Genomic DNA, 26617 nt, shown 5'->3' with positions numbered 1-26617 from the left:
GTGTCTAGGCCACGGCTGGTCTCCGACATCCCCGATGCGTTGACAGCCGCGCGCCGCATGCCTAAGTTACTTAACGTTCGCTATATGAGCTAGATCACTTGGGGCGCCGCCGAGGCATCGGAGTTCGACGTGGCACCCACAGGCCCGAGGAGGCCCCATGGTTCACAATCACGCTGCTCTGTACATCGACGGAGACTGGCAGGCGCCCACCTCGGCTGATGTCATCGAGGTGCACTCGGCGGCTACGGAGGAACAGATCGGGCAGGTCCCTGCCAGCACCACCGCCGACGTCGACGCCGCCGTGGCTGCCGCTGGTCGTGCGTTCCGGACCTGGTCAGCGCTCACCCCGGCACAACGCGCCGATGTCCTCGACGGGTTCGCTATCGAGTTGGCAAGTCGCGCAGAGCTTTCCGCACGCCTCGTCAGTGAGCAGAACGGAATGCCGATCGCGATCTCCACGGTCGCTGAGGGGCAGGGGCCGGCGGGTCTGCTGCACTATTACGCTGCGCTGATCCGCGGCACTGCGCTGGAAGAGCATCGGCCGGCGTTGGCAGGCAACGGAACCACGGTGGTGCGAAAGGAACCGATCGGTGTCGTCGCCGCGATCGCGCCGTGGAACTTCCCCGCGCTGCTGGCAATGATGAAGATCGCCCCGGCGCTCGCGGCGGGGTGCACCGTCGTCCTCAAGCCCTCTCCGGAGACCGTCCTTGATTCCTTCGTGCTGGCCGAGGCCGCAGCCGCAGCGGGTCTGCCTGCCGGTGTCCTCAATATCGTTACCGGCGGACCGGAGATCGGAAAGCATCTCGTCGCTCACCCCGGAGTGCAGAAGGTCGCCTTCACCGGATCCACACCAGCCGGACGCCAGATTGCCGAGACATGCGGTCGGCTGCTGCGCCCCGTCTCACTCGAACTCGGCGGCAAGTCGGCGGCACTGATCCTCGACGACGCCGACCTGGCGGCTACCGTGCAGGGACTGGCGACCGCGTCACTGATCAACACCGGTCAGACGTGCTATGCGTCGACGAGAGTTCTTGCCCCGCAGAGCCGTTACGCGGAGGTGCTCGATGCGGTGACCGCCATGGTGGCCTCCCTTCCGGTGGGTGATCCACTCGACCCGAGCACGTTCATCGGGCCGCTCGTCAGTGCTGGTCAGCGGGCCAGAGTCGAGTCCTATATCGAAGCCGGTCGCAGCGAAGGTGCGAAGTTGACCACCGGCGGCGGGCGACCGGCCGACCGCGACCGTGGATGGTTCGTCGAACCGACGGTCTTCGGCGAGGTCGGGCTGGACCACACCATCGCCCGTGAGGAAATCTTCGGGCCGGTGCTGTCGGTGATTCCTTACGCTGACGAAGAGCAGGCGATCGCGATTGCCAACGATTCCGAATACGGGCTCGGTGGAACGGTGTGGACCTCCGACGCCGACCACGGGCTCGATGTTGCACGAAGGGTGGAGACAGGGTCGTTCGGCGTCAACGGCTACACCCTGGATTTCGGTGCGCCTTTCGGTGGGATCAAGGCCAGCGGCCTCGGACGAGAACTGGGTCCGGAAGGGCTCTTTGCCTACTTCAACACCAAGTCCATCTTCCTCACCGACTGACAACGCCGCTGCCAAGGTATCCGAAGCTTTTCCGAGAGGTAGACATTCAGCATGTATCCCGGCGCCCATCTCGACACCACGCCGGACAAGCCGGCGGTGATCATGGCCGCTACCGGTAGATCCGTCACGTTCGCCGAACTCGAGTCGAACTCGATCCAACTCGCCCGCCACTTCCGACGTTTAGGTCTCGGGCGGGGCGATCACCTGGCCGTCCTCGCCACCAACACCCCACGAGTCTTCGACTTGTACTGGGCGGCAATGCGATCGGGGCTGTATCTGACGATGGTGAATTGGCACCTCACCGCCGCCGAGGCTGCCTACATCGTCAACGACTGCGGCGCCAGGGCCGTGATCGTCGACGCCGCGCTCGATTCGTTCGCCGACGAATTCCGTTCCTTGGTGCCCGACGTCGAACATCTCCTCTCCTTCGGAGGCGCTCTCCCCGGCTTCGCCGACCTCGACCGAGCAGCGGCGGCGGAATCGACTGAGCCGCTACCGGATCAGCCCCGGGGCGCCGACATGCTCTATTCCTCGGGAACCACCGGTCGGCCCAAGGGAATCAAGCCTGCACTGCCCGACCGCCAGATCGGTGACCCCGGCGACACGATGACAGCGATGAACGCAACGGTGTGGGGCGTTGGACCGGAAACGGTGTATCTGTCGCCCGCGCCGCTGTATCACGCTGCCCCGCTACGCACGTGCGCAGCGGTTCAAGCGCTCGGCGGCACGGTCGTCGTCATGGACCGATTCGATGCGGAAAAGGCGCTCGAGTACATCCAGCGGTATCGGATCACCTACAGCCAGTGGGTTCCCACGATGTTCGTTCGGATGCTGAAACTCTCGCGGACCGTCCGCGACAGCTACGACGTGTCGAGTCTGCGGGTGGCGGTTCACGCAGCTGCCCCCTGCCCGGTCGAGGTCAAACGGCAGATGATCGAGTGGTGGGGACCGATACTGTCGGAGTACTACTCGTCCACCGAGCTCAACGGCCTTACCCTTGTCAACACCGACGAATGGCTCCGCAAGCCCGGCACCGTCGGCAAGGCCGTTCTCGGTGTCGCGCGCATCTGCGCCGAGGACGGCAACGAATTGGGCGCTGGAGATATCGGCACCGTCTATTTCGAACGCGAAAGCTTGCCTTTCGAATACCACAATGCGCCAGATAAGACACGCGAGGCGCAGCATCCCACTCACCCGACCTGGACCACCACCGGTGACGTCGGATATCTCGACGACGATGGCTACCTGTTCCTCACCGATCGTGACTCATTCATGATCATCTCCGGCGGAGTGAACATCTACCCTCAGGAAATCGAAAATCTTCTGGTCGAACACCCGAAGGTCATCGATGCCGGGGTAATCGGGGTTCCTGATCTGGAAATGGGCGAGACGGTGACCGCCGTCGTCGAACCGACCGCGGGCGTCGTCGGGGACGAAGCGCTTGCCGCCGAGCTGAACGCCTATCTGCGGGAGCGGATTGCGAAATACAAGGTGCCGCGTCGCATCGTGTTCAGCGGCGACCTGCCGCGCACGCCCACCGGCAAGCTGATCAAGCGCAAGCTCTCTGCGAGTATCGCCAGCCTTTCCGCTTGACCGCGCACCAGCTGCCCACAGCCTTGACAAAAATCTTGCACGTCCGGGTCCACAACTGAGGAGAAGTAATGCGTCGCACAATTTTCAACCAGGATCACGAGGCATATCGGGAGACTGTCCGTGAATTCCTCGCGCGGGAAGTCATTCCCTATTACGAGGAGTGGGAAGATGCTCGGCTGATCGACCGGGCGGCATGGTTGGCGGCCGGAAAGGTCGGCATCACGGGATTGGCTGTCCCTGAGGAGTTCGGTGGTCCGGGGGAGTCCGATTATCGGTACCGGTATGTGGTGGCGGAGGAGATCGCGCGAACCGGCACCACCTCGTTCGGTGCTGGACTCGGCACCCAGGACGACATCATCATCCCCTACATCTGCGACCTGGGGACGGAAGAGCAGAAGCAACGATGGCTCCCCGGTATGGCCGGTGGTGAACTGATCTGCGCCATCGCAATGACCGAGCCGGGTACGGGCAGCGACCTCCAGGGAATCAAGACCACGGCAGTCCGTGACGGAGACCATTGGGTTCTCAACGGACAAAAGACCTTCATCACCAACGGGATTCACGCGGATCTTGTGATTGTCGCGGCCAGGACCGATCCCGGCGCAGGTTCCCGCGGATACAGTCTCTTCGTCGTCGAACGCGATATGGACGGCTTCACTCGTGGTCGCAAACTGAAGAAGGTCGGGCTCGCTGGTCAGGACACCGCCGAACTGTCATTCGTTGACGTGCGTGTTCCTGCCGCGAACTTGCTCGGCACCGAAGGTCGTGGACTGATGCACCTGATGGAGCGACTGCCTCGGGAGCGGCTTTCCATCGCGGTTGGTGCCATCGCGAGTGCCCGCGCTGCATACGAGTGGACGAAAACGTATGTGTTCGAGCGCAAGGCATTCGGGCAGTCCGTCGGTGATTTCCAGAACACCCGGTTCGTGCTGGCTGAGATACTGACCGAGCTCGACGTCACTCAAACCTATATCGACCAGGCTGTGTTGGCGCTCAACGCCGGCGACCTCACCGCGGTCGAGGCTGCACAGGCAAAGTGGTGGGCGAGCGAGCTGCAGAAGCGGGTCGTCGACCGATGCGTGCAGCTGCACGGTGGCTATGGCTACATGATGGAATACCCCATCGCGAGGGCGTACGTCGACAGTCGCATCCAGACGATCTACGGCGGAACGACTGAGATCATGAAGGAGATCATTGGTCGCGAGATCGCCCGAAACTCGCAATAGCTCCACGGCGCAATGGCATTGCGCCTTTGCTCAGTGAAGCGCTGTTGCCAACGTCTCGGCGTACTTCGACATGACGACCCGATCACCCGCGACACCCGGTTGCCACGGCAGCGACAGGCGGTCGACGCTGCGGTCCGCATAGCGCGGGATCACGTGGAGGTGGAAATGGAACACCGTCTGCCACGCGGGAGCCTTGCAGCAGTTGAGTAGGTTCACGCCGTCGGCGCCTGCGTCGTCGACCATCGCTCGCGCGATCCGCTGAGCCTCGAGCGTGACTGCGCTCAGATCGTCGGCGCCGATGTCGAGCAGATCGGTGCTGTGCTGCTTGGGGATCACCAGCAGATGGCCGTCGTTGGCAGGGTTGATGTCCATGAATGCGTAGGTCGACGCCGTTTCGGCGACCTTCACGCTGGGTACGTCGCCTGAGACGATGCCGCAGAAGACGCAGTCGGTCATGACTTGCTTGCGCCCTTGCCACTCGCACCGACGCCGCCCCCGTAGAGCGCTGCTGCGATCAGTGCCGGCTGGAAGAACAGCCGGATGAGCCGCTTGCGGTCGGTGTCGAGTCCGAACGCGTCTTTGTGCTCGACGTACTGCGCGATGTTGCCGGGGAAGATCGCGACGTAGAACAGCGCGAGCAGGATGCCGATCACACGCTTGTGCTTGGGCAGCGCCAGAAACGACGCTCCGAGGCCGATTTCAGCGACGCCGGACGCGAGGACGGTGACGTCGGTGTTGATGGGAAACCAATCGGGAACCTGGGCCTGGAACTCGTCGCGCGCGAAGGTCAGGTGGGAGATTCCGGCAAAGGTCATAAATGCGCCGAGGACGATTCGGACAAGGGTGCGAGGTGACATGAAATCGAGCCTAACGCCGTTGTCATGCGCGTAGCAATGAGTAGACTCATTCCTGAGTCCACTCATTATTGGAGGTGACATGACACCCGACGCAGCGACCGCCGACGGTAGGCGCGCCCGCAATATGCGCGACAAGCAGGACCGCATCTTCCGCGCGGCAGCCGACCTGTTTGCCGAACGCGGCTTCGAGTCGGTGTCGACGGGCCAGGTCTCCGACCGCGCCGACGTCGCGGCGGGCACGGTCTTTCGCTACGCGTCGACCAAGGGTGAACTGCTCCTGATGGTGCTCAACGAAGAGCTGCGTCGAGCACTCGACGTCGGCGCGGCCTCGGCGGCGTCGACAACGGATACAGCCGAGGCGATCTACGAGATGGTTTGTCCACTGCTCGCATACGCACGCGCCAACCCCGAGAACGGCAACGCCTATCACCGGGAGCTGCTCTTCGGTGGCTCCGGTGATCGTTACCGCGCAGCGGGACTCGCGTTGGTCGCCGAACTGCAGGACCGGATCGCACAGAGACTCGTTGCCGATTCCGGTGACGACGCGGTGTCAGACAGGGCAACGCTCACGGCCAACATGATCTTCGCTGTCGCCGCACTGGCAATCGCCCGTGCGTCGACAGGTGCGCATTCGGATCGCGATCCGTTCGACGACGTGCGCACCCAGGTGAGCATCGCCGTCGACGGCTTCCGCGCGTAATCAGATCTTCCCCAGTACTTCTCGTTCATTTCCCGTTCTTCGCGAGAATCCAGTCCACGAAACCTTGAGGTAGTTGACCATGCTCCAAACTGAAGCCGAGCCGTTGTCATTCGGCGCAAAGTACCGGCGCTTGCTGCTCGCCGTCGTTGTCCTCGGTGCGCTCACCCAGCTCGGGCTGGGTGCCTTCTATCTCGGCGTCGGACATTCTCCGTCGCCGCGAAACGCACCCATCGGGATCGTCGGCCCGGAGCAGCAGGTGCAAAAGCTCACTGCCGCAGTCGAAGCCGACGGCAAGTTCGATGCTCGATCCTATGACTCCATGGACTCGTTGCGGGCGGCGATCGTCGATAGGGAGGTCGATGGCGGCCTAGAGGTGACGCAGCAGGGCATCGTTCCGGTGGTGGCGAGTGCCGGCGGCGCGTTACCCGCAACTGCATTGAAAACCGTTGCCTCAGAAGCCAATGTGAGCAACAATCTCCCGCAAACGCTGGCGGTCGACGTCGTCAAGCTCTCTGAAGACGACATCAACGGTGCGTCGATCGGCTATATCCTGCAGGTGATCTCGCTCGGCGGCAGTATCGCGTCGCTGGGCCTCGGGCGGCTGATGCCGCGAGTGCCGCAGTCGCTACGACGCGGGTTCGGCCACGTGGCGGCGCTGATCGCCTATGCCGCGGTGTCGGCGGGGATCGTGCTCCTGTTCTCCTGGTTCTACGGTGTCGGCAGCTCTGCGGACCAGTGGCGGCTCTTCGGCACGTACACCCTGATCTCGCTGGCCATCGCGGGATCGACCGCCGGCCTGGTGACGCTGTTCGGGCCGATCGGATCGTTGGCAGGTGGCTTCTACTTCCTTATCGGCGCGACGCTTTCGGGTGCGTCGATCCCGTGGAACTTCATGCCGGCCTTCTGGGCGTGGCTCGGCGAGTGGCTTCCCACCGGCGGCGGTGCGCAACTGATTCGCAACTCGCTCTACTTCCCTGAAGCGGGGTCGGGGACTGCGCTGATCTGCCTCGGGCTCTACGCCGGTCTGGGCACGGTGACGGTCCTGGTCTGGAACATCTTGGGTAACAGAAGCTCTCGCACATCCGCCGTCGACGTCGACGTCCTGTACCCGATCACGCACGAGCACCACCATCATGATGGTGATCACGAGCATCGCCGTGAGGCTGGTGAGTCCGCGTCCTCGTGACCCAGGGGCGCAGTTCATGTTCAGCGAGTAGCCCCCAGACAAGGCTGCGGTGAGTAGCCTCGACGGTGGCAGTGGTCGGATCAACCGCCACAACTCGTACGACGGGAGCTGCAGATGCCTCACAGCGCAGAGGTATTCGACCTGATGAGCCTGCGTGTGCCGATCGTCGTCGCACCTATGGCAGGCGGTCCGTCGACGCCTGCGCTGGTGATCGCGGCTGCACAAGCGGAGGCCATCGGTTTTCTGGCTGGTGGTTACAAGTCGGTCAACGCCCTTGCCGGCGAGATCGACGAGGTTGCCGCGTCGGGTGTGGGTTCGTACGGCGTGAACCTCTTCGTCCCGGGCGGACCGGCTCGCGATCTGGGTGCGGTGCTCCGCTACCGAGAGGAGTTGGAGCCCGTCGGGCGAAGGTACAACGTCGACGTCGGGCGGGTCGTCGAATCCGATGACGATGAGTATGCGGACAAGGTCGATCTGGTGATCGATCGACGAGTTCCCATGGTGTCGTTCACGTTTGGGCTGCCGGGCGAGAGCGTCGTCGACCGGCTTCACGGCGCCGGAATCGCTGCCGTTGCCACCGTGGCCGATCCGATCGACGCGAAAGCTGCTGCCGCGCAAGGGGTTGATGCGCTCTGCGTGCAGGGCGTCGAAGCCGGTGGGCACCGTGCGACACTGTCGGCGACGGCGGAACCTTCGCAGACGTCCACGGTCGAGTTGGTGCGTGAGGTCGCCCAACTCGTCGACATCCCGATCATCGCCGCAGGTGGGATCGCAACCGGCGCGCACGTCGACGCCGCGCTGGCCGCCGGCGCCGTCGCAGTGCAGTTGGGTACAGCGTTCCTCGACAGTGCGGAGGCCGGCACCAAGCCGACGCATCGTGCAGCACTGCGCAACTCGCGGTTCACCGAAACCGTGGTGACCCGAGCGTTCTCCGGGCGACCGGCGCGTGCGCTGCGCAACGAGTTCACCGATCGCTACTCGCCACTCGCCCCCGCCGAGTACCCGCAGCTGCACCATCTGACGAGTCCACTCCGCTCTGCCGCGGCTCTCGCCGGCGATCCGGAGTTCCTCAACCTGTGGGCCGGGACATCGTTCCGCGAGAGCGACTTCGGCCCCGCCGCCGAGATCATCGCGCACATCTGGTCGCAAACCGCCGCCGCGCGCGGGTCGGGGAGCTGACCGGCTCGGGTCTCTGCGCGGGTGCGCGGCCTGGCAGAAAGTAGGGAAGGTTCTTTCCGCGGGTTCTGTACGTTTCCTCGAGTTGCTTCGCGGGGAAGGGTGTGAAACCCGAGGAAAGTGTGTTTCCCCTAGTTTCTGCGGTGGCGGGCCACTTCGCCCCGACCCCGGCGGGCGTGGGCCACTACGCTGTAGGCGACATTCCGCTGACGAAAGAGCACACAATGGAGCCAGGCGTCACTGCTGAGGCACAGCAGGTCATCTCCGATATCTCCGCGCGCTACGGTCTCTCGCAGGACGCCGTCGTGGCCATGCTCTACGCGGTCAACTCGGGCGGGGGCACGATGGCCCAGTTCAACATCCCCGAGCTCGGCGGCTCAGGGCAGTGGATGCGCGGCGGCATGACGATGGTCGGCGACATGTTCAACAACGGCCTCAAAGCCCGCGTCGACGGACTCTGCAACGAGCTTTCCCAACTGCTCAACACCACCCAGGTGTTCCCGCCGGCCGCGACGACCAGCACGCCGTTCGGATACGCCGCCCCCAACACCTGGTGGCCCGCTGACCTGGGAGTACCCAGCTCGTCAGGAGGTCAGAACGACTCGCGGTATGCGGTGTTCCCTGCGACTCGACGCCTCGCGACGCAGGTGAACGGTGTGGTCCGCGTCTTCGACACCGGCGAGCACCAGATCGGCGGCGTGCAACAGCAGCAGAGTGGACCGCCCGGGACGGTCAGCTTCACAAGCCAGTTCGGCACCTTCGACACCACGAGCCTGCGAGAACTCGGCGTCAACGACGTCGCCGCGACACCAACTGCCGCCCCGGAACCACGCCACGCGGCACCCGAACAGTTCGACGCCGCACCGCAGCAGTTCGACGCACCGCAGCAGTTCGCCCCGGTGCCAGACAACGCCCCGCCAGCGCCCGCAGGATCGGACGCGATCATCGCGGCGATCGAGCAGCTCGCAGGTCTGCACCAGCGCGGAATCCTCTCCGACGACGAGTTCTCCGTGAAGAAGGCGGAACTGCTCGGCAGGCTCTGAGTCCGAACCGCTTTTAAGACGACGCTCCGTCAGCGCGCAGCGCGCCGGCGAGAAGATGGAACGCGATCGTCGTCGAGCGTTCGCGCACGGCTGCCCGGTTGCCCGGGAGGTGCAGTGTCCGGGTGAGTGTGGGCCTGCCCGCGATGCCGATGCCGAAACAGACTGTGCCGACGGGCTTTCCGGGAGTCTCGCCGCCGGGGCCAGCGATGCCGGTGGTGGAGATCGCGGTGTCGACGCCCAGGCGAGCCATGACGCCCTCGGCCATCGCTGCCGCAACCGGTTCGCTCACAGCACCGAACTCGTCGAGCATCGACGCCGGTACGCCGAGGCTGTTGATCTTCACGTCGTTCGAGTACGAGACGACGCCGCCCTGCACGTAGGCCGACGATCCCGCTCGATCGGTGAGTCGTGCGGCAACCATCCCGCCCGTACACGATTCCGCCGTGGCGATCAGTCGCCCGGCCAGCAGTGCGGCGACCTGGTCGTCGATGGTCGAGCCGTCGGTGGAGAAGGTCTGGGTTGGGTAGACCTCGGTCAGAAAGTCGGCCAGTTCGGTGTAATCCTCGGCGGCGGAAGTCGGGTAGCGCGTGACGATTTCGAGTTCGCCGCGTCGTAGGCATGTGGTGATCTCGAGCTGATCGAAACCCGGTACGCGGTCGGGTGCTGCGCGCAGCCCCTCGGCCAGGTCGGCCTCGGGCAGCCCGAACATGCGGATCGTGTCCTGACGCATGTCGGGGTGACCGGCGACGGCGTCGACGATCGGCGGTGCCGTGATGGCGTCGGGCCACATGGCCTGCAACTCGGGTGGCGGCCCTGGGAGCACCAGGACAGCGGGTAGCCGACCGCGGGCGCGCGGGTCCTCACCGGCGGGCACGGCAACTCCAGGTGCGGTACCTGTCGGTGGAATAGGTTGTGCGCCTTGCGGAATCATGGCCTGTTTGTCGATGCCGGCCAGGGTTGCCGCGCTGGCGGACTCGCTGCCGCCACGGCCCTGCCAGCGTCGGATGATGTCGGCAATATGGTCGCGGAGCGGTTCGTCGAGTTGCAGTGGTCGGCCGGTGAACTCGGCGACGGTGGCCACGGTGAGGTCGTCGGCGGTGGGTCCGAGTCCGCCCGTTGTCACGATCAAGGACACGCCTTCGTCGGCAAGGAACCGTAGCTGGGCGGTGAGGTCTTCCGGTCGATCGCCGCAGATGGTGATGTGAGCGACGTCGACGCCCATCGCGAACAGCCGCTCGGCGACCCACGGGCCGTTCTTGTCGGTGATTCGTCCGGTCAGGACTTCGGTCCCAGTCACCACGATGCCCGCGCGTACCGTCACGGGAAAAAGCCTATCGCTGACGCGACGGCCGAAGCATCCATGCAGGTCAGGAGAGTCTCGATGCGGCGACCTCGTCGAGCACCGCCTCGCTGGCGACGTGCGGTGGGGTGCTTCGTGGCCAATGCATGATGACGTCGGTGAAACCCAGCTCGGCCGCGCGGCCGGTCAGCTCGTCGAACATCCCGATACTCTCCATCGACTGCGCGGGTCCGGAATCGATGCTGAGGTACCGGGCGAAGTCGGAGCCATTCGGTCGATTCGCGAGCTCGGCGTCGACGATCTCGCAGTTGCGAGCGATGCCCGCGAACCACTCGTCGGTTGTGGCGGCTGTGGTGTTGCCGGTGGTGATCCAACCGTCGCCGAAGCTCGCGGCGAACCGAACTGACCGCGGTCCGTTGCCCGACATCAGCAGCGGGACCCGGTCTCGCACCGATCCGCCGACGAGCCGCATGTCGCGCGCGGTGTAGTACTCGCCGTCGGCGTCGACGTGATCGTCTCGCAGTGTGCGGTCGAGCAATCGGGAGAATTCCTGCAGGCGATCCACCTTCTGACGTGCGGTGAGCTCCGGCTGACCGAGTAGTCGGTCGTCGGGGGTTCCGCCGGCGCCGAGTCCGAGTAGGAATCGGCCGTCGGAGATGTCGACGAGGGTCTGTACCTCGCGGGAGAAGGCGACCGGATGTCGGAAGTTGGGGGAGACGACGAATGCCCCGAGGCCGATGGTGCTGGTGACGGTCGACGCCGCGGTCAGTATCGGCATGCAGGAGAACCAGCGGGAATCGCGCAGACCACCCCAGACGAGGTGGTCGTAGGTCCAGGCGTGGTCGAAGCCCATCTGCTCGGCCCGTTGCCACAGCGGGCGGGAGTGCCGCCAGTCCAGATCAGGGAGAATGCAGATTCCAAAGCGCACGCAGTCAGCCTAGTGCTCGACCCCGACAGCAATTCCCGTCCGGACGCGAGCTCCCATCCAGAAATGGCGCGGCGTCGAAACACTTCCGAGCTCGCCCGACGTGAGTTCAGACGCTGTTGAGCACGCCCGTAAGCCCCCGCGAAGCGCGAATCGCTTCCGCAACGGACAATTGAGAGGTGTGGGGATCGATGAACTGCGAGGATCGATGAACTGCGAGCATCGATGAACGACGACTTGGTGGTGCTCGTCGACGACAACGGCCACCCGCGTGGCACCGCGAATCGACTCACCGTGCACGGCACCGACACCCCGTTGCACTTCGCATTCTCGTGTCACCTCGTCGACGCGGACGGGCGCATTCTCATGACACGGCGTGCTCTGGAGAAGAAGACCTGGCCAGGCGTGTGGACCAACTCATTCTGTGGACATCCCCGCCCGGGTGAGAGCGTCGAGGACGCGATAGCGCGCTATTCGCAGCGCGAACTCGGAATGGACGTCGCTGATCTGCGGCCGGTCATCCCCGACTTCCGATATCGGGCGGTCGACGCCAGCGGCGTCGTCGAAAACGAGGTCTGCCCGGTCTACGCGGCGCGACCGGTCGGCGACGTGGCGCCCAACCCCGACGAGGTCATGCAGTACACCTGGGCGTCGATCGACGACATCTGGGAGATCGCGCGACGCACGCCGTGGATGCTCAGCCCGTGGTTCGTCGACCAGATCGCCGAACTGGGTCCAGCGGTCGGTGCCTACGGACGCACAGCGTCAGACCTTCGGGATGCCCGATGAGCAGACGCACGCGTGTCGATCTGGTGCGACCGCACGCCAGATACGACGAGGTCGCCGACGCCAGCGCGGCGTTGGTCATCAGCTCGTACTCATCGTCGTTCGGCCTCGCGTCGAGACTGCTCGCCGAACCGGCGCGATCGCACGTCCGCAACATCTACGCGCTGGTCCGCGTGGCAGACGAGATCGTCGACGCTCCGCGACCGGGACAGGGCGTCGACGAACGGCAGGTGGCGCTCGACGAGCTGGAAGCCGAGACGAACGCGGCGATGGAGCGGGGATCGAGCACGAATCTCGTCGTCCATGCGTTTGCGCGTTCGGCGCGACACGTCGGCATCGACACCTCTCTCACCGCACCGTTCTTCGCATCCATGCGGACCGACCTGACCCGCACCGTCCACGACGAAGCCAGCCTCACCGAGTACATCTACGGTTCGGCGGAGGTCGTCGGGTTGATGTGCCTGCGCGCATTCGTCGCCGACGAAGCCGCGCCGGACCAGCGTTATGACGAGTTGTACACCGGTGCAAAGCATCTGGGTGCAGCCTTCCAGAAGGTGAACTTCTTGCGCGACTTCGGCACTGACAGTGGCGACCTGGGGCGTCGATACCTGATCGGTCTCGACCCTGCCGACCCCACCGACGCCGCGTGGACGCGCTGGCTCGACGAGATCGACGCCGACCTCACCATCGCCGCGGACACCATTCCCCGACTCCCCCGCGGAAGTCGGGTAGCGGTGTGTGTCGCCCATGATCTCTTCGCGGAACTCAACGCCAGGCTGCGTGCAACACCGGCGAGTATGGCTGCGCGCCAGCGTGTTCGGGTTCCCACCGCCACGAAGACGCGTATCGCGGCGACCGCTTTGCTGCGGCGGGGCCACCCCCGCACGACGACGACCGTGGTGGTGGGCGCGTGAAAGCAGTGCGTGTTAAACCCCAGGGGAAGCGGGTGGCGATCATCGGCGGCGGCGTCGCGGGACTCGCGACGGCAGCGCTGCTCGCCGACGACGGATACGAGGTCGATCTCTACGAACAGCGCGCCGATCTCGGTGGGCGCGCGGGGTCGTGGGAATCCGACGGCTTCCGGTTCGACACCGGACCGTCGTGGTGGCTGATGCCGGAGGTTTTCGACCACTTCTACGAGTTGCTCGGCACGTCGACCGCAGAGCAACTCGATCTGATCAGACTCGACCCCGGCTACCGGGTGTTCTTCGAGGGCCACACCGATCCGGTGGACGTCCACAGCGATGAACGACGCTCCGTCGAACTGTTCGAGAAGCTCGAAGATGGTGCAGGACAACAGCTGTCGGAGTACCTTGCATCGGCGCGGCACGCCTACGACATCGCGGTCCGTCGCTTCCTCTACACCAACTTCGACACACCCCGGGCGTTCGTCGACCCGGAGGTGTTGCGCCACGCGAAGACGCTCGTGCAGCTGCTGGGCACGAGCCTGGACACGCTCATCGCGAAACGCTTCACCGACCGCAGACTGCGACAGATCCTCGGCTATCCCGCGGTCTTCCTCGCGTCGTCTCCCGAGCGCGCGCCCGCCATGTACCACCTGATGAGCTGGCTCGACCTCGACGAGGGGGTGCGTTACCCCGACGGTGGTTTCACCCGACTCGTCGAGTCGCTCGCCGCGCTGGCAAAACAGAAGGGCGTGCGGCTGCACACGGGCACCACGGTGTCGGAGATACTCACGCGCCCAACCGAACACGCGGGAAAGCTACGCTCAGTATCCCGACGCCGGGCCGACGTGTCGGGTCTGCGCATAAGCGACGCCGACGGCGACGAGCGGATCGTCGACGCCGACGTGGTCATCGGTGCCGCCGACCTCCACCACATCGAGACTCGGCTGCTGCCTCACGCGCTGCAGACCTTTCCGCAACGGTGGTGGAACCGCCGCACCTCCGGTCCCGGTGCGGTGCTCGTCTTCCTCGGTGTGCGTGGCGAACTGCCACAGCTACAACATCATTCGCTGTTCTTCACCGCCGACTGGACGGCCAACTTCGACGACATCTTCGAAACACCAACGGCTGTACCCGATCCCGCATCGCTGTACGTGTGCCGACCGTCGGCGACCGATGACTCCGTTGCTCCCGATGGTTACGAGAATCTGTTCATACTGATCCCGGTACCTGCCGACCCCGGCCTGGGACGTGGCGGTGTGGACGGCGCGGGCGACCCGGTCATCGAGCAGATCGCCGATCGTGCCATCGATCTCGTCGCCTCGTGGACCGGGGTGGACGATCTCGCCGAGCGAATCGTCGTCCGACGTACGACTGGGCCAGGCGACTTCGAGGCTGATCTCAACTCGTGGTCGGGCGGCGCGCTCGGACCGGCACACACGTTGTGGCAGAGCGCATTTCTGCGCGCCAACAACCGATCGGCGAAGGTGGGCGGGCTGTACTACGCGGGCGGCACGACGCGCCCAGGTATCGGGCTGCCGATGTGTCTGATCAGCGCAGAACTGATCCGCAAGCGCCTGCGTGGCGATCATTCACCCGGGCCGTCGCAGGGCTGACGCAGCCGTCCTCGCCCTGGGATTCACGCCGGTCCGATCAGTCCCGCGACGATGTTCGCCGAGAGCATCACCAGCGGAAGGCCCCCGCCCGGGTGGGCCGACCCTCCGACCAGGTAGAGGCCCGGTACACCAGATGCGTTGGCGGGCCGCAGGAATGCCGCGCGCGCACCGTTGGACGACGATCCGTAGATCGATCCGCCGGGCGTGAGCGTCCGACGTTCGAGGTCGGCGGGACTGACGACGATGCGGTGGCGCACTCGGTCTCGAACATCGACCCCGCGGTGCGCCATCAGATCGAGGATGTGGTCGGCGTGTGAGTCGGCCAATCCGCTGCTGTCCCAGTCGGTTCCGCGAGCGGGATCGTGGCGCGGAGCGTTGACCAGCACGAACCAGGAGGCCGTGCCGGGTCCGGGACTGACCGTCGGATCGTCGGCCGCAGCGATGTAGATCGTCGGATTCGCGACCGGACGAGCGCGACCGCCGCGTCCGAAGACCGAGTCGAACTCGTCGTCGTAATCGTCGGTGAACAGGACGTGATGATGGGGCTGATCGGTCGGCGGATCGTCGAGCGCGAGCAAGAGTACGAAACCGGAGAACGACGCCGTGGTCTTGCTCAGTCGTCGTGCGGCGCGCCGTGCCTGACGAGTTGCGACGAGTGTCGGATACACCTGTGCGGCATCGGCATTGGCGACGACGAGATCGGCACCACGCACACTGCCATCGGCGGTGCGCACACCGTCGACGCGTCCACGGGCATCGGTGGTCAGTGCCGACACCTCGACGCCGAGCTCGATGCTCCCGCCAAGCGCGGTCAACCTATCGGCCAGCGCCGTCGCGATCGAGCCGAGCCCACCACGCACGTACCACGATCCCCAACGCTGTTCGGCGTAGGGGACACTCGCGAGCGCCGCGGGTGCGCGCCGAGGATCGGACCCGGTGTAGGTGGCGTAGCGGTCGAGGAGCATCCGCAGTCGGGGATCGCGCAGATACTGATTGCCCAACCCGCGCAACGTACGCCACGGTGCCACGGTGGCGAGATCGCGCATGTCGAGAGCGCCGGAGGCCATGTCGCGCAGGGTGATCGGTGATTCCAGGAACGGGCGGTGCGTCGCGTCCCAGATGCGTTCTGCCCGCGCAAGGAACGATGCCCACTGGTGGCCGGTACCTGCGCCGAGGGCGGCGTCGAGTGCGGCCGGAATCTCCGACATCTCGCCCGGCATGTCGAAGGTTGTCCCGTCGGGAAAGCGGTAGCGTGCGGCTGTCTCGAGTCGTTGCAGGGTCAGCGAATCCGACAGTGGTGCACCGGTATCTGCGAACAGCTCTTCCAGAATGTGCGGCAACGTCACCAACGACGGACCGGTGTCGAAGACGAACCCGTCGTGCGAGATCACGCCGAGCTTGCCGCCGATCTCGCGCGCCTGTTCGAGAACGGTAACCTCATGTCCGAGCGTGGAAAGTCGGACGGCAGCGGCGAGTCCTCCGACACCTGCTCCGACGACGATGATCGCGCTCATGCGTGCACCGGACGGCCCTTCCACCGCAGCGCGCCCCGTCGATGTCCGACGATCGAATCTGCGGTGAGAGTCGCCAGCGCCAGAACCGACACCGGATGGAGCAGGGCGTCGGGCCACGAGTGGCCGCCGGTGCGTCGAGCCGTCACGACTCTCGATGCGACGCCCGCGAGGTAGCCGACGAGGCCTATTCGCGAGCCTCCGAGGGCCGCTGCAGCCGGCGCGACGTAGGAGACGATCAAGAACGTCATCACCGCGACGGCGCCCGAGGGTGAACCGAAGGCCGCCCACAACGACTTTCGATAGCCGGCACGTACCTGCTCCCAGCCGTCGTACATCCGGCAACTCGCCACAGCACTGCCCTCGCCGACCACGCCGCACCGGCCCGAGTTCTTGACGGCACGGAGGAGTCCGATGTCTTCGAGAACGTCGGCACGGACGGCCCGATGACCGCCCGCACGTTCATATACGTTCTTGTCGACGGCAAGGAACTGTCCGTTCGCCGCCGACAGGCTCGGTCGCGGCGACCGTTCCGCGAGCCCGAGCGGCAGGGTGCTCATCCACGACCACTGCAGCAGCGGCTGCACCAATCGCTCTGCGGCACCGCTTGTTTCCTGCAGGGGATAGGGGCAGAAGAGATCGAGATGGGCGGCGCGCATCGTGGCAGCTGTCGCGACGAGCGCGTCGGCGGCCAGGCGGACGTCTGCGTCGACGAAGACGAGGACTCCACCGGGAGCTCGGTCCGGATCCGTATCGGCGGCGGCGAACGCGGCCAATTGGGCACAGGCCCAAGGTTTTCCGAGCCATCCGTCGGGGCGCGGTTCGCCTCGCAGCACGACCAGGCCGTCGTCGTCTGCGCTCAATTGGGCGAGCAGTTCCGGTGTCGCATCGGTCGATTCGTCGTCGAGTACGACGATCCGCGACGGGCCGGGCCAGCGCGCGGTGGCACCCTGCAGGGAACGAACGCAGTCCGTCACGTCAGTGGCCTCGTCGCGGACAGGAAGTAACACCCACAGCGGCTCGGGCTCGCACGGCAGAGTGGCGTCGGGAACGCGAATGCGGCGCGCGTTGTCGACGGTCAGGGCCAGGCCGCCAAGTGCACCGACCGCACCGACGCGGATCAGATTGCGCCACAGCCGATGCGCGAACCGATCGTCAGGCCGTCGGGACACGGTGACCTCCCGACCGTCGGGCTGTGCGGATCTCCCGGACCACCGAGACCGCAAGCGGTATCGCGATCGCCCCCATCACCAGCGCCCCGGTCAACGCCACCGGCGCACGACCGAAGAACACCGCGTGGGCGAGCACCGACGAGAAATAGGTCCACAGGTATGCGGCGACGGGCACGGCGTCGGTGTGCAGCGTGGGCACGCTATCGGAGCGCCCGACGGTGGCTTCGAGCACGGTCATCATCAACACCGACACGAGGAGCCATCCACCGAAGTTGGTCAGCGGAATGCCCTCGACACCAGGCAGATTCGGAGTCGTGTGCAGCCAGTACCAGTGCCCGGCGTCGACCATCTGTGGGTCGAGGAAGACGTCCCATGCGGTCAGTGCCCACGCGCCCACGGCAACCGTCGCGACGTGTCCGTGTCTGCCGACGAGTCGTCGGGCGACGTTCCACGCGGGCCACGCCATCATGATCCAGGCCAGCGGAACCAGGATCGGTACGCCCGCGATCTCCAGCCCGAGTGTTCCGGTGTAGTCGTACTCGCCGAACGGAAATCCTGTGTGCACACCGATCGCTTCCGCGAGCAGTCCGCCACCGCCCGCGACGACGAGCAATACCGCCGCGGCACCCAGGCCCCGAGTCGTCGCGGCGTCGACAAGCATTGCCGAGGCGAACAGGAGCACCGCCGCAGTGGTCAGGGCAGGGGTACCGCCGGACGTCAGCGGAAAGCAGATCTGCACAAGGATCGTCGCCCCCAGGAGCAGCCACGCCAGTCGCGATGTCACGGGCGGACTCCTGTGTAAGTGCCCTCGACATCGAGCACGGCCAAGCGTGCGAACAGATCTTCCGCGTACCAGCGTTGCGGCCGGGTCTCGCGGATCGCATTCGCGTGGGCGGGGGACCGATAGGCGAAGTGGGTGAGGGCGGCGGCGTTCTCCCACAGCGAGAACGTGCCCTGCAATCCAATGGGCGACTCTCCGATTCCGACGGCGAGGCGCAGTCCATCGCTACCGGTGAGGTCGGCGACGACGGGCGGAACCGCGCGCCAGAACGAGAGTGCACGGGTTGGTCGAAGTCGTGCGCGGGTGATCGCGGCGACCGGACCGTCCCACTCGCGTTTGCGCGACGGATCGTCGATGAGGAACGGTTCTCGACGCGACCAGCGTCCCTTGGTCGCGAGCGGTGTCATGCGGACCCTCAACTCAGTCGTGCTCACCTCCGACCAGCCACCGATCGCCGTCGACGCCGCCCCCGCATCTGCCGCATGACCGTCATCCCAGACCGTGAGCAGTGCCCAGTGATGTGGGTCGGCGTCGCGCATGGTGAAAGTCTCTCCCGAACCGGTCCCGAGAAGCTTGGCGAACCGTAGACCGGATATGCGCCGCAGTTGCAGCCGGCTGATCGCCACGCGGCTCACTGCTCGGCTCACCCGCGGGGTCTCCCAAATTCGCAGCTCAACGACCTGTCCGCTCATCGCGCACCCTCGCCTGGCCGGAAACTCACACACGTTCTTCGGAGTGGCCATCGGTCGGGATGGGTGAGACGGAGAGCGGTCACGACACCGAGAAAAGGTAGGCTACCCTCACAAACAGGCGGCGATGCGCGGACGGAAGGTCGAGAAATGGTCGAATCACCCACGAAGAATAAGTCGCGTGGCTGGCAGGGCGCGGTCCTCAAGCTCATGGGGGCCGACGACTACGAACTCACCGTGACCGGTATGCGGCAAATCACCGATCACTATGTCCGCGTCGATTTCGTCGGCGGGGGACTGCTCAAGGATCGCCCGGTGCATCCGACCATGTGGATTCGTATGTGGTTCGTGAACAAGCACGGCAAGATCCACCAGCGCGGATACACCCTCGTCGATCCCGACCCCGCCTCCGACACCTTCTCGATCGAGTTCGCGATCCACGACGGCGCTGCGCCACGCTGGGCGCTCTCGGCACAGCCGGGAGACGTGATCAGCGCGACGTTCATGGGATCGAAGTTCGCGCTTCCCGAACCCGCGCCGAAGGGGTGGCTCATCGCGGGTGATCCCGCAGCGCTACCGGCGATCAACTCGCTCCTGGAAGCCCTGACTGCGTCGACGCCGACCGTTCCCGCGACGATCTGGTTCGAGGTCTCCCACGGCGACGACAAGGAACTGCCGATCGCGGTGCGTGAGCACGACACGCTGAGCTACGTCGACCGCGGGTCAGACGGCAGCGCGATCGTCGAGCAGGTGCGGGCAGCGGCGTTCGACGCGTCGGACCACTTCGCGTGGGTGGCGCTGGACATGACCGCGACCCGCGCGATCGCGGGCGTGTTCAAGACCGACTACAAGCTCGACAAGAAAGCGGTCAAAGCCCAGGCGTACTGGCGCACCGGTATCGATCCGTCCTGACCGATCCGGGCGCCGGTAGCGCACCGCTTATCCGTTGCGGAACCAACCGTTGTTGTAGATGTTCCAGATCGCCTGCTGCCAGTAACCCCACGCGTGGGTTCCGGTGATCGGGAAGTCGGTGCGCAGGTTCACGCCGAATAGCGGTGCTGCGAGCGCGAAGGTGCGGCTCTGCTCACCGGAGACCGCCTCGATCGCCGTCGAGTTGAATCCGGTGATGTAGAAGTCGGTGTTGTTGGCGCCGGGAGGCTGGTGATCGCCCCACACGCCGGTGCCCGCGTACATCCACAGGTGCAGGCCGTTCATCGCCGGAAGGTTTTCCGTCGGCGAATGCTGGAAGGCTTGCCCGTTGGGGAACCAGCCCCACATGTCGTTGAGGTTGTAGTGGCCGGCATCCCAGGCCGCTGCGCGCAGCATGGTCTGCATGCCGGTCGCGACGAGGTTCATGAAGCCCGACATCGAGACCACGCGCTGGTAGAGATCGCGCCGTTCGTTGCCGATGATCACGGCCTGGCTCGCCGACATCGAGAGGCCGACGAGTGTGCGGTTACGGAAGCCGTGGTTGTCGAGGAACCGCGGAAGGCTGCCCTTGAGCACGCTCTCCCAGCGGTACGGATTGCGCTGGCCCGCGCTGGCCGATGCTCGCTGCCAATCGGCATAGAACGACGACTGGCCACCGATCGGCATGACGACGTTGTAACCACGCAGTGCCAGGTAGGCGACGTTGGTCTCCCGCTCCCAGCCGTTGAAATCATTGGTGGCGCGCAGGCCGTCGAGGAAGATCACCGTCGGCGCATTGCGCGGGTTGGTGGTTTGCGACGGCCATGCGCGGACAGAGACCGGGTGGTCCATGCCGTAGTTGTAGATCTGCTCGTTGATGAAGCCCTTGATCTGCTTGGCGGGCGGACCCCACGCATGCGCGCCACCGGCACCGGAGATCAAGCCGACCACGAGGGCCAGCGCCACAATCAGGACTGAGACGGGCAGGACCCGACGACGCGTGTGGGACACGAGCGACCACTTCCATTAGGAGAACATGAATTCGAGAGTTGTCCGATCGTCCGATCGGTGACAGTCGATTCAGGAATCGCGATTGAGCCTACAGCGCGTCGTTATCATTTGGTAATACGAAGTCGGCAAATATTGACGCACCAACGCCTGTGTACTTCGCCAATCCGACAAATCCGCCGTGATTGTTTCGTGATCATCATGCGCCGTTTGCCCAGCGTGTGCTGGGTCGACGCGTAGCGTTGGAGTCGAGTCCGAGTAACTGCACCACGAAGGAATTCTTTTACCGAGGCGGAAGGTCTGCGCTGTGACAACGATTGCGATAGTCGGAGGAGGGCTGGCGGGGGCAAAGGCCGCCGAGGCGCTACGTGAACAAGATTTCGACGGCGACGTCGTGATCTTCGGCGTCGAGAACGAGCTTCCGTACGAACGTCCGCCGTTGTCGAAGGAATTCATGCAGGGCAAGCAGGACCTGTCGGAGTTCACGGTCCACGACACCGATTGGTACCTCGACCAGCGCGTCGAGTTCCGTCCGGGAACCCGTATCGAGAAGGTCGACGCCGCTGGCAAGACAGTGTCGCTCCCCGACGGTTCGACGGTGTCCTACGACAAGTTGCTGCTGGCCACGGGCTCGTCGTCGCGGGTTATCGACCTGCCGGGTGCCGACGCCTCGGGCGTCCACTACCTGCGGACCGTCGACGATGCCCGCGCGATCCGCGAGACGCTCACCGAGGGGTCGCGCCTGGCGATCGTCGGAGCGGGCTGGATCGGCATGGAGGTCGCGGCGTCCGCGCGTGAGCGCGGGGTCGAGGTGGCGATCGCAGAGGCATCGAAGCTCCCGCTGCTGCGTGCGCTGGGGCCGGAGGTGGCCCAGGTCTTCGCCGACCTGCACCGCGAGCACGGCGTCGACCTTCGGACCGAGGTCAAGGTCGCCGAGATCACCACCGAGAACGGCGCGGCGACGGGATTGCGTCTCGCCGACGGCGACACCATTGCTGCCGACACGGTACTGATCGCCGCGGGCGCTGTTCCCAACCTCGACGTCGCGGAGTCTGCGGGACTCGACATCGACGGTGGTGGCGTGCTGGTCAACGCGGGCTTGCGTAGCAGCGACCCCGACATCTACGTCGTCGGCGATATCGCGAATGCCGAGCATCCGATCCTCGAACGTCGGGTGCGCGTCGAACACTGGGCGAATGCCCTGAACCAACCGGCCGTCGCCGTCACCAACATGCTCGGTGGCAGCGCCGAGTACGAGAACCTGCCGTATTTTTTCACCGACCAGTACGACCTCGGCATGGAGTACAGCGGACTGGCCGACGGCTACGAGAAGGTCGTCTTCCGCGGTGACGTGCCGGGTCGTGAGTTCGTCGTCTTCTGGCTCGACGGCGACAACACCGTCCTTGCGGGCATGCAGGTCAACATCTGGGATCAGCTCGACGGCATCAAGCAACTGATCCTCGGCGGAGACCCCGTCGACCCGGACGCTCTTGCCGATTCGTCTGTGGCACTTGCAGACTTGTAAGTCGTGCACGCGTCGACAACTCCGCTGACCTTCGACGTCGCGCTCATCTCCTGGCGCCTCGACACGGTCACCACGGTGATCGTGGCAGCGGTCCTGGCCGTCTACTGGGCGGGTTGGCGGCGAAGCTCGACGGTCTCGCGCGGGTCCGCGTGTGTGTTCACCGTCCTCGGCGTCGGAGTCTGGCTGCTCGCGGGGGTCAGCGTGGTCGGCGTCTACGCCGACACCCTGTTCTGGGTCCGTGCGCTGCAGTTCGTGCTGCTACTGCTGGTTGCGCCATTCGGCCTGGCCCTGGGCCGACCCGTGACGGTGCTGCGCGAAGCACTCGGCTCGCGCGGCCGTGCACGACTCGACGCCGCGATGAACAGCCGGGCTGCACGCGTGCTGCTCGGGCCGATCCCGACGTCGGCGCTGATGCTCAGCGTGCCCTGGCTGATCTACTTCACCGGGTGGTACGAGCTGGTGCTGCGCGACGAGTCGGTCGACGTCGCGACGCGTCTACTACTGGTGGCGATCGGCGTCGGGTACTTCTATGCACGCCTGCAGGTCGATCCGGTTCCGCGCAGATACCCGCAGGCGTTGTCGCTCGGCATCACCACGGTCGAGAGCATCGCAGACGGACTGCTCGGGATCGTGCTGTGGCAGGGGTCGCTGGTGGCGGTCGACTACTACACGGCACTGCACAGAACCTGGGGTCCGAGTCTGCGCATGGATCAGACGATCGGTGCGGGCATTCTCTGGATTCTCGGCGACGTCGTCGGACTGCCTTTTCTCATGGTGCTGTTCCGACGCTTCCGTACCGACGAACGCGAGGCCGAAAAGCAGGTCGACGCCGCGCTGGAGTCGAGTGACGAGGCGGCCGTCCCCGACGCCGATGACGCCACGAGCGGATTGTGGTGGGAGTCGGATCCCAATTTGCGGGACAGATATCGTTAGGCGATGCGCACAACCGTCGACCTCGATTACGCGACCGCGATCACTCTCGGGGCATCGGGCCTGGTGTTCCTTCTTGCCCTGATTCTCGGGGTCTGGAAGTACGAGCAGATGCGCAACTCGCCCGACCACCTGGCGCATCCGTACGTCGACATCGCTCACCGGTCGGCGCTGCTCTACGCGTTCGCGACCGCTCTCGTCGCTGTCTTCGTCTACCTCAGCGCATGGCCGACGTGGTTGAACCTCGCCGCCGCGATGGTGATGGTGGTGTTCTTCGTCGGAGCTATCGGCAGCTACATCATGCACGGCATGCTGCGCGACACCACCAACCAGTTCGCCCGCGAAGACCCGGTGCTGCGGGTGTCGATGATCGCGCTGATGGTCGGCGAGATCGGCGGCTTTCTCGTGCTGTTCGCCGGTTTCGTCGCCGGGCGGTTCTAGGAGTTCAGGACTCCTGCTGGTTGCCGCCCTGTGCGGCGTCGGCGGCGGCGATCTCGGCGCGCACCTGATCCATGTCGAGATCGTTCACCGCGGTGATGAGCTGCTCGAGCTGAGCCGGCGGGAGTGCACCCGGCTGATTGAAGACCAGCACACCGTCGCGGAAAGCCATCAGCGTCGGGATCGACTGGATGCCGAAGCCCGCTGCGAGCTGCTGTTCGGCCTCGGTGTCGACCTTGCCGAACACGATGTCGGGGTGAGTCTCCGACGCCTTCTCGAAGGTCGGGGCGAACTGTCGGCACGGGCCGCACCATTCCGCCCAGAAATCGACCAGCACGGTACCGCCGGCCGAAATGGTGTCCTCGAAATTGCCAAGCGTGATCTCTTGTGTGCTCATGAGTCCACGGTACGCACGCTGAACACGCCCGTCATGTGCTCGCGCACCATCGACGCGGCGGGATCGCTACGGGGCGACGTCGAGCCAATCGGTGAACCCGGTCGGGTCGTGTCTGCCGAGGCAGAAGTGCTCGAACATGCCCCAGCCCTCGCGCGTTGTGCCGTCGGCTTCGCGGCACCGCACACGTGCCACGTGGTCGGTGGCACCGAATGCGATTCGTCCGACGACTGCGGGATCGGTCATGTCGTAGGTGACGCGTTCGGTGAAACCCTCGCCGCGCCACATGCCGTGTTGCCAGTCGGAATCGCCGCCGTATCCGCCGCCGACGTGCAGCGGTGCCGCGAGCAGCGAGTCGACCTCGAAGGTGATCGGTGCACCGTCTGCGGCGGTTGCCGCGATGGTCGCGCCCGTGACCTCGCGGGTTCCGGAACGGTAATGGATGTCGAATCGCGGCCAGCCGAGCTGTTCGACGCGGCCGTCCTTCCAGACCCGGGAGCAGTCGTTGAGCGTGCGGATGCCGTCGGGCGACTCCTGGACGATCAGCACGAGCTCGAAGTCGTCGAATGCGATGGGGACGTAGGTCCACCACATACCGTCGAACGGCGGGTCGGCGGGACGTCCGGTGGGTTCGGCTTCTCCGACGGGCCGGATGCCCCAGGAGCGATCCCGGCTCCCGATCCACGTCGACGGTTCGACGGCGATCTCGGTCTCGTCGACGCGGATCCACCCCGACCACGACCCGAGTTGGGCAAAACGCTGCGCGTCCAACGTGATCCGGTTGCCGCTGCGCATCACATGCGGCAACTCCTGCACGACGTCGAATAGTCCGTTCCACGTCAGGTCGAAGGAGATCCCGTCGGTGGTTTCGAGGGTGAGGCGGATCGTGTGGAGTGGGTCGATCACCTCGATGCGGTAGCCGCCGACGTGCTGGTCGAGCCGATTCTGATCGATCGCGTCGGACAGGTGCACCGCGGTCTGTTCGTCGCCGCGGCGGATCACGACGAACGCATCCTTGACCCCGAGGTTGGGGTAGTAACCGAGGCCGGTCACGAGGAAGATGTCGCCGGTGCGGTCGTGGGCGTTGAAGTAGCAGCGGTCGTAGAAGTTGCGGTCGGAGCTGCCCGGCCACGCAATCGGTTGGGGCAGTTGGTGAACCGGATACTCGTCGAGTGGTCCCAGCATCAGATCTCCTCGTCGAGTAGTCGCTGCAATAGTGGGCGGTGGTAGAACAGCTCGGCGTCGATGTCGGTTGGGGGCGCCATCTCGCCGAAGTGGATGCGTCGTGACGCGGTGCGCATGAAGATCACTCCCCAGATCACCGCCGAGTACAGGTAGAACCAGTGCAGGTCGCCGAGTTCGACGCCGGTGAGCTTGCGGTAGGTGGCACGGACGTCGTCCTCGCGGAGCACGTCGGGTAGACCTGGCATGCTCGCGAGGCCGACCAGTTCTTGAAAGACGTTGTGGGCGAATATCAACCACGCGATGTCGAGTTCGCGTGGACCCAGAGTTGCCATCTCCCAATCGAGGACGGCGGCGGGTGAGAAGTCCTGATAGATCACGTTGCCGATGCGCGCGTCGCCCCAGTTGAAGACCGTCTCGCCGGCCGCGATCTCGGTGGGGAAGTGGGTGTCGAGCCAGACCATTGCGCGGTCGAGGAGCGGTGAGCGGCCGAGATCGTCTGCGGCGAAGTCGTAGAAGCGCTGTAGCTCGTCGAGGCGTCGACCTAAGGGAGTCGACGACGCGTCGTCGCGCTGGTCGAGGAACCCAAAGGTGTTCTGCGCGTCGGGAATTGAATGCAGTGTCGCGACGACGCCGATTGTCGCGTCCTGAAGGGATCTGCGCTTGTCGGCGGGGGCGTCGAAGAACCAGTTGTCGCCGAAGGTGTAGGGCATCACGTCGGGAGGGACGAGGCCGTCGACGCGGTCCATCAGGAAGAAGGGTGAGCCGAGTACGTCGCCGGTCGGTTCGAGCCAACGCGTGGTGGGGATGGGCAGGTCGGTCAGTTGTGCGGCGAGGCGCATCGCCTCGAATTGGTAGTCGAGGTGGTATTCCGCGAACACCGGAATATCGGCGGGGCGTGGCTGCATCCGCATCACCCACTGTTGTTCTTGCGCAACGCCATTCTCGGTCCAGTGGCCGGTGAGCATGACGGTTTCCGACGACATGCCGTTGGCTTCGATGCCCGCGTCGACGGTCACGCTCGGGTTGGCACCCGGCGGTAGCAGTTCGCTGAGCCATTCCGCCAGCAACGTCGGGATCGTCGCGGTGTCGCGTTCCGATCGCTGCAGGTGGTCGAGTTCCTCGAGAGTGGGTCGGGTGCTCATGGCGAGTCCTTTCGCCGGATTAC

At 65.3% G+C, this 26617-nt stretch carries 26 protein-coding genes; 14 read left to right on the top strand and 12 right to left on the bottom strand.

What is annotated here, in order from left to right; genetic code table 11:
- The first annotated feature begins 157 nt into the window (after positions 1-157).
- The 3 genes from RND64_RS22175 (at position 158) to RND64_RS22165 (ending at position 4416) form a co-directional block, all read left to right on the top strand.
- Entirely contained in the window at positions 158-1597 is a 1440-nt protein-coding gene (locus RND64_RS22175) for an aldehyde dehydrogenase (protein ID WP_049699329.1), read from the top strand.
- A gap of 51 nt (positions 1598-1648) precedes the next feature.
- Complete coding sequence (locus tag RND64_RS22170; RefSeq protein ID WP_049699330.1) at positions 1649-3190, top strand: acyl-CoA synthetase; 1542 nt, start codon at positions 1649-1651, stop codon at positions 3188-3190.
- 68 nt (positions 3191-3258) lie between these two features.
- Positions 3259-4416: an acyl-CoA dehydrogenase family protein gene (locus RND64_RS22165; RefSeq protein WP_049699331.1), complete on the top strand. Its 1158-nt coding sequence runs from the start codon at positions 3259-3261 to the stop codon at positions 4414-4416.
- Positions 4417-4446: 30 nt separating this feature from the next.
- Here RND64_RS22165 and RND64_RS22160 read toward each other — a convergent pair whose 3' ends face one another.
- Positions 4447-4872, bottom strand: coding sequence for an HIT family protein (locus RND64_RS22160; protein ID WP_049699332.1), 426 nt, complete (start codon positions 4870-4872; stop codon positions 4447-4449).
- Entirely contained in the window at positions 4869-5273 is a 405-nt protein-coding gene (locus RND64_RS22155) for a DoxX family protein (RefSeq protein ID WP_049699333.1), read from the bottom strand. The genes RND64_RS22160 and RND64_RS22155 overlap by 4 nt, the downstream gene beginning before the upstream one ends.
- A 79-nt stretch (positions 5274-5352) precedes the next feature.
- On the opposite strand from RND64_RS22155, the gene RND64_RS22150 reads away from it, so the two are divergent.
- From RND64_RS22150 to RND64_RS22135, 4 genes are all read left to right on the top strand, one after another.
- Positions 5353-5973 (top strand): TetR/AcrR family transcriptional regulator, encoded by a 621-nt coding sequence (locus RND64_RS22150; RefSeq protein ID WP_049699334.1) that lies wholly within the window; start codon positions 5353-5355, stop codon positions 5971-5973.
- A gap of 79 nt (positions 5974-6052) precedes the next feature.
- Complete coding sequence (locus RND64_RS22145; RefSeq protein WP_049699335.1) at positions 6053-7159, top strand: ABC transporter permease; 1107 nt, start codon at positions 6053-6055, stop codon at positions 7157-7159.
- A gap of 114 nt (positions 7160-7273) precedes the next feature.
- The gene (locus RND64_RS22140; RefSeq protein WP_049699336.1) at positions 7274-8338 is read left to right on the top strand and encodes an NAD(P)H-dependent flavin oxidoreductase; all 1065 of its coding nucleotides are present in this window, start codon (positions 7274-7276) and stop codon (positions 8336-8338) included.
- Between the two features lie 221 nt (positions 8339-8559).
- Positions 8560-9378 carry an SHOCT domain-containing protein gene (locus RND64_RS22135; protein ID WP_049699337.1) on the top strand — a complete coding sequence of 273 codons (819 nt, stop codon included), beginning with the start codon at positions 8560-8562 and terminating at the stop codon, positions 9376-9378.
- Positions 9379-9391: 13 nt separating this feature from the next.
- On the opposite strand, the gene RND64_RS22130 is transcribed toward RND64_RS22135, so the two are convergent.
- Together RND64_RS22130 and RND64_RS22125 are read right to left on the bottom strand one after the other, a co-directional pair.
- Complete coding sequence (locus RND64_RS22130) at positions 9392-10699, bottom strand: competence/damage-inducible protein A (protein ID WP_049699338.1); 1308 nt, start codon at positions 10697-10699, stop codon at positions 9392-9394.
- 46 nt (positions 10700-10745) lie between these two features.
- Positions 10746-11606 (bottom strand): LLM class flavin-dependent oxidoreductase, encoded by an 861-nt coding sequence (locus tag RND64_RS22125; protein ID WP_049699339.1) that lies wholly within the window; start codon positions 11604-11606, stop codon positions 10746-10748.
- Between the two features lie 222 nt (positions 11607-11828).
- Between RND64_RS22125 and idi the strand changes: the two genes are divergently transcribed.
- Genes idi through crtI form a run of 3 tightly spaced genes read left to right on the top strand, consistent with a single transcriptional unit; the run spans position 11829 to position 14910 of the window.
- Positions 11829-12392 (top strand): isopentenyl-diphosphate Delta-isomerase, encoded by a 564-nt coding sequence (idi, locus tag RND64_RS22120; protein ID WP_049699340.1) that lies wholly within the window; start codon positions 11829-11831, stop codon positions 12390-12392.
- The gene (locus tag RND64_RS22115) at positions 12389-13303 is read left to right on the top strand and encodes a phytoene/squalene synthase family protein (RefSeq protein ID WP_049699341.1); all 915 of its coding nucleotides are present in this window, start codon (positions 12389-12391) and stop codon (positions 13301-13303) included. Before idi ends, RND64_RS22115 begins: the two co-directional genes overlap by 4 nt.
- Complete coding sequence (gene crtI / locus RND64_RS22110; protein WP_083444392.1) at positions 13300-14910, top strand: phytoene desaturase family protein; 1611 nt, start codon at positions 13300-13302, stop codon at positions 14908-14910. The genes RND64_RS22115 and crtI overlap by 4 nt, the downstream gene beginning before the upstream one ends.
- A 23-nt stretch (positions 14911-14933) precedes the next feature.
- On the opposite strand, the gene RND64_RS22105 is transcribed toward crtI, so the two are convergent.
- From RND64_RS22105 to RND64_RS22090, 4 genes are read right to left on the bottom strand one after another with little or no spacing between them, the layout of a single operon-like run.
- Positions 14934-16424, bottom strand: coding sequence for a phytoene desaturase family protein (locus RND64_RS22105; protein ID WP_049699479.1), 1491 nt, complete (start codon positions 16422-16424; stop codon positions 14934-14936).
- Positions 16421-17593, bottom strand: a complete 1173-nt coding sequence (locus RND64_RS22100; RefSeq protein WP_083444393.1) for a glycosyltransferase — start codon at positions 17591-17593, stop codon at positions 16421-16423. The genes RND64_RS22105 and RND64_RS22100 overlap by 4 nt, the downstream gene beginning before the upstream one ends.
- Entirely contained in the window at positions 17577-18377 is an 801-nt protein-coding gene (locus RND64_RS22095; RefSeq protein WP_049699342.1) for a carotenoid biosynthesis protein, read from the bottom strand. The genes RND64_RS22100 and RND64_RS22095 overlap by 17 nt, the downstream gene beginning before the upstream one ends.
- Positions 18374-19066: a hypothetical protein gene (locus tag RND64_RS22090; RefSeq protein ID WP_049699343.1), complete on the bottom strand. Its 693-nt coding sequence runs from the start codon at positions 19064-19066 to the stop codon at positions 18374-18376. The genes RND64_RS22095 and RND64_RS22090 overlap by 4 nt, the downstream gene beginning before the upstream one ends.
- 147 nt (positions 19067-19213) lie before the next feature.
- Between RND64_RS22090 and RND64_RS22085 the strand changes: the two genes are divergently transcribed.
- Positions 19214-19975, top strand: a complete 762-nt coding sequence (locus RND64_RS22085; RefSeq protein ID WP_049699344.1) for a siderophore-interacting protein — start codon at positions 19214-19216, stop codon at positions 19973-19975.
- Between the two features lie 27 nt (positions 19976-20002).
- Here the strand turns inward: RND64_RS22085 and RND64_RS22080 are convergent, their stop codons facing one another.
- A complete protein-coding gene (locus RND64_RS22080) occupies positions 20003-20983 on the bottom strand; it encodes an alpha/beta hydrolase (protein WP_235434370.1) in 981 nt (326 codons plus the stop codon).
- Between the two features lie 304 nt (positions 20984-21287).
- Here RND64_RS22080 and RND64_RS22075 point away from each other — a divergent pair, with 304 nt between their 5' ends.
- From RND64_RS22075 to RND64_RS22065, 3 genes are read left to right on the top strand one after another with little or no spacing between them, the layout of a single operon-like run.
- Complete coding sequence (locus RND64_RS22075) at positions 21288-22505, top strand: NAD(P)/FAD-dependent oxidoreductase (RefSeq protein ID WP_049699345.1); 1218 nt, start codon at positions 21288-21290, stop codon at positions 22503-22505.
- A 3-nt stretch (positions 22506-22508) separates the two neighbouring features.
- A complete protein-coding gene (locus RND64_RS22070; protein ID WP_049699346.1) occupies positions 22509-23438 on the top strand; it encodes a cytochrome c oxidase assembly protein in 930 nt (309 codons plus the stop codon).
- Positions 23439-23441: 3 nt separating this feature from the next.
- Positions 23442-23876 (top strand): hypothetical protein, encoded by a 435-nt coding sequence (locus tag RND64_RS22065; RefSeq protein WP_049699347.1) that lies wholly within the window; start codon positions 23442-23444, stop codon positions 23874-23876.
- Between the two features lie 4 nt (positions 23877-23880).
- Here the strand turns inward: RND64_RS22065 and trxA are convergent, their stop codons facing one another.
- The 3 genes from trxA to RND64_RS22050 form a co-directional block, all read right to left on the bottom strand.
- A complete protein-coding gene (trxA, locus tag RND64_RS22060) occupies positions 23881-24270 on the bottom strand; it encodes a thioredoxin (protein ID WP_049699348.1) in 390 nt (129 codons plus the stop codon).
- Positions 24271-24336: 66 nt separating this feature from the next.
- A complete protein-coding gene (locus RND64_RS22055) occupies positions 24337-25452 on the bottom strand; it encodes a hypothetical protein (RefSeq protein WP_049699349.1) in 1116 nt (371 codons plus the stop codon).
- Entirely contained in the window at positions 25452-26594 is a 1143-nt protein-coding gene (locus RND64_RS22050; RefSeq protein WP_049699350.1) for a phosphotransferase family protein, read from the bottom strand. Before RND64_RS22050 ends, RND64_RS22055 begins: the two co-directional genes overlap by 1 nt.
- Positions 26595-26617: the final 23 nt, after the last annotated feature.

This window comes from Gordonia sp. w5E2, from assembly GCF_036540975.1.
Lineage (GTDB): Bacteria > Actinomycetota > Actinomycetes > Mycobacteriales > Mycobacteriaceae > Gordonia > Gordonia jacobaea.
The sequence above is the reverse complement of the archived record's forward strand: the minus strand, read 5'-3'. Positions and strand labels throughout refer to the sequence as shown.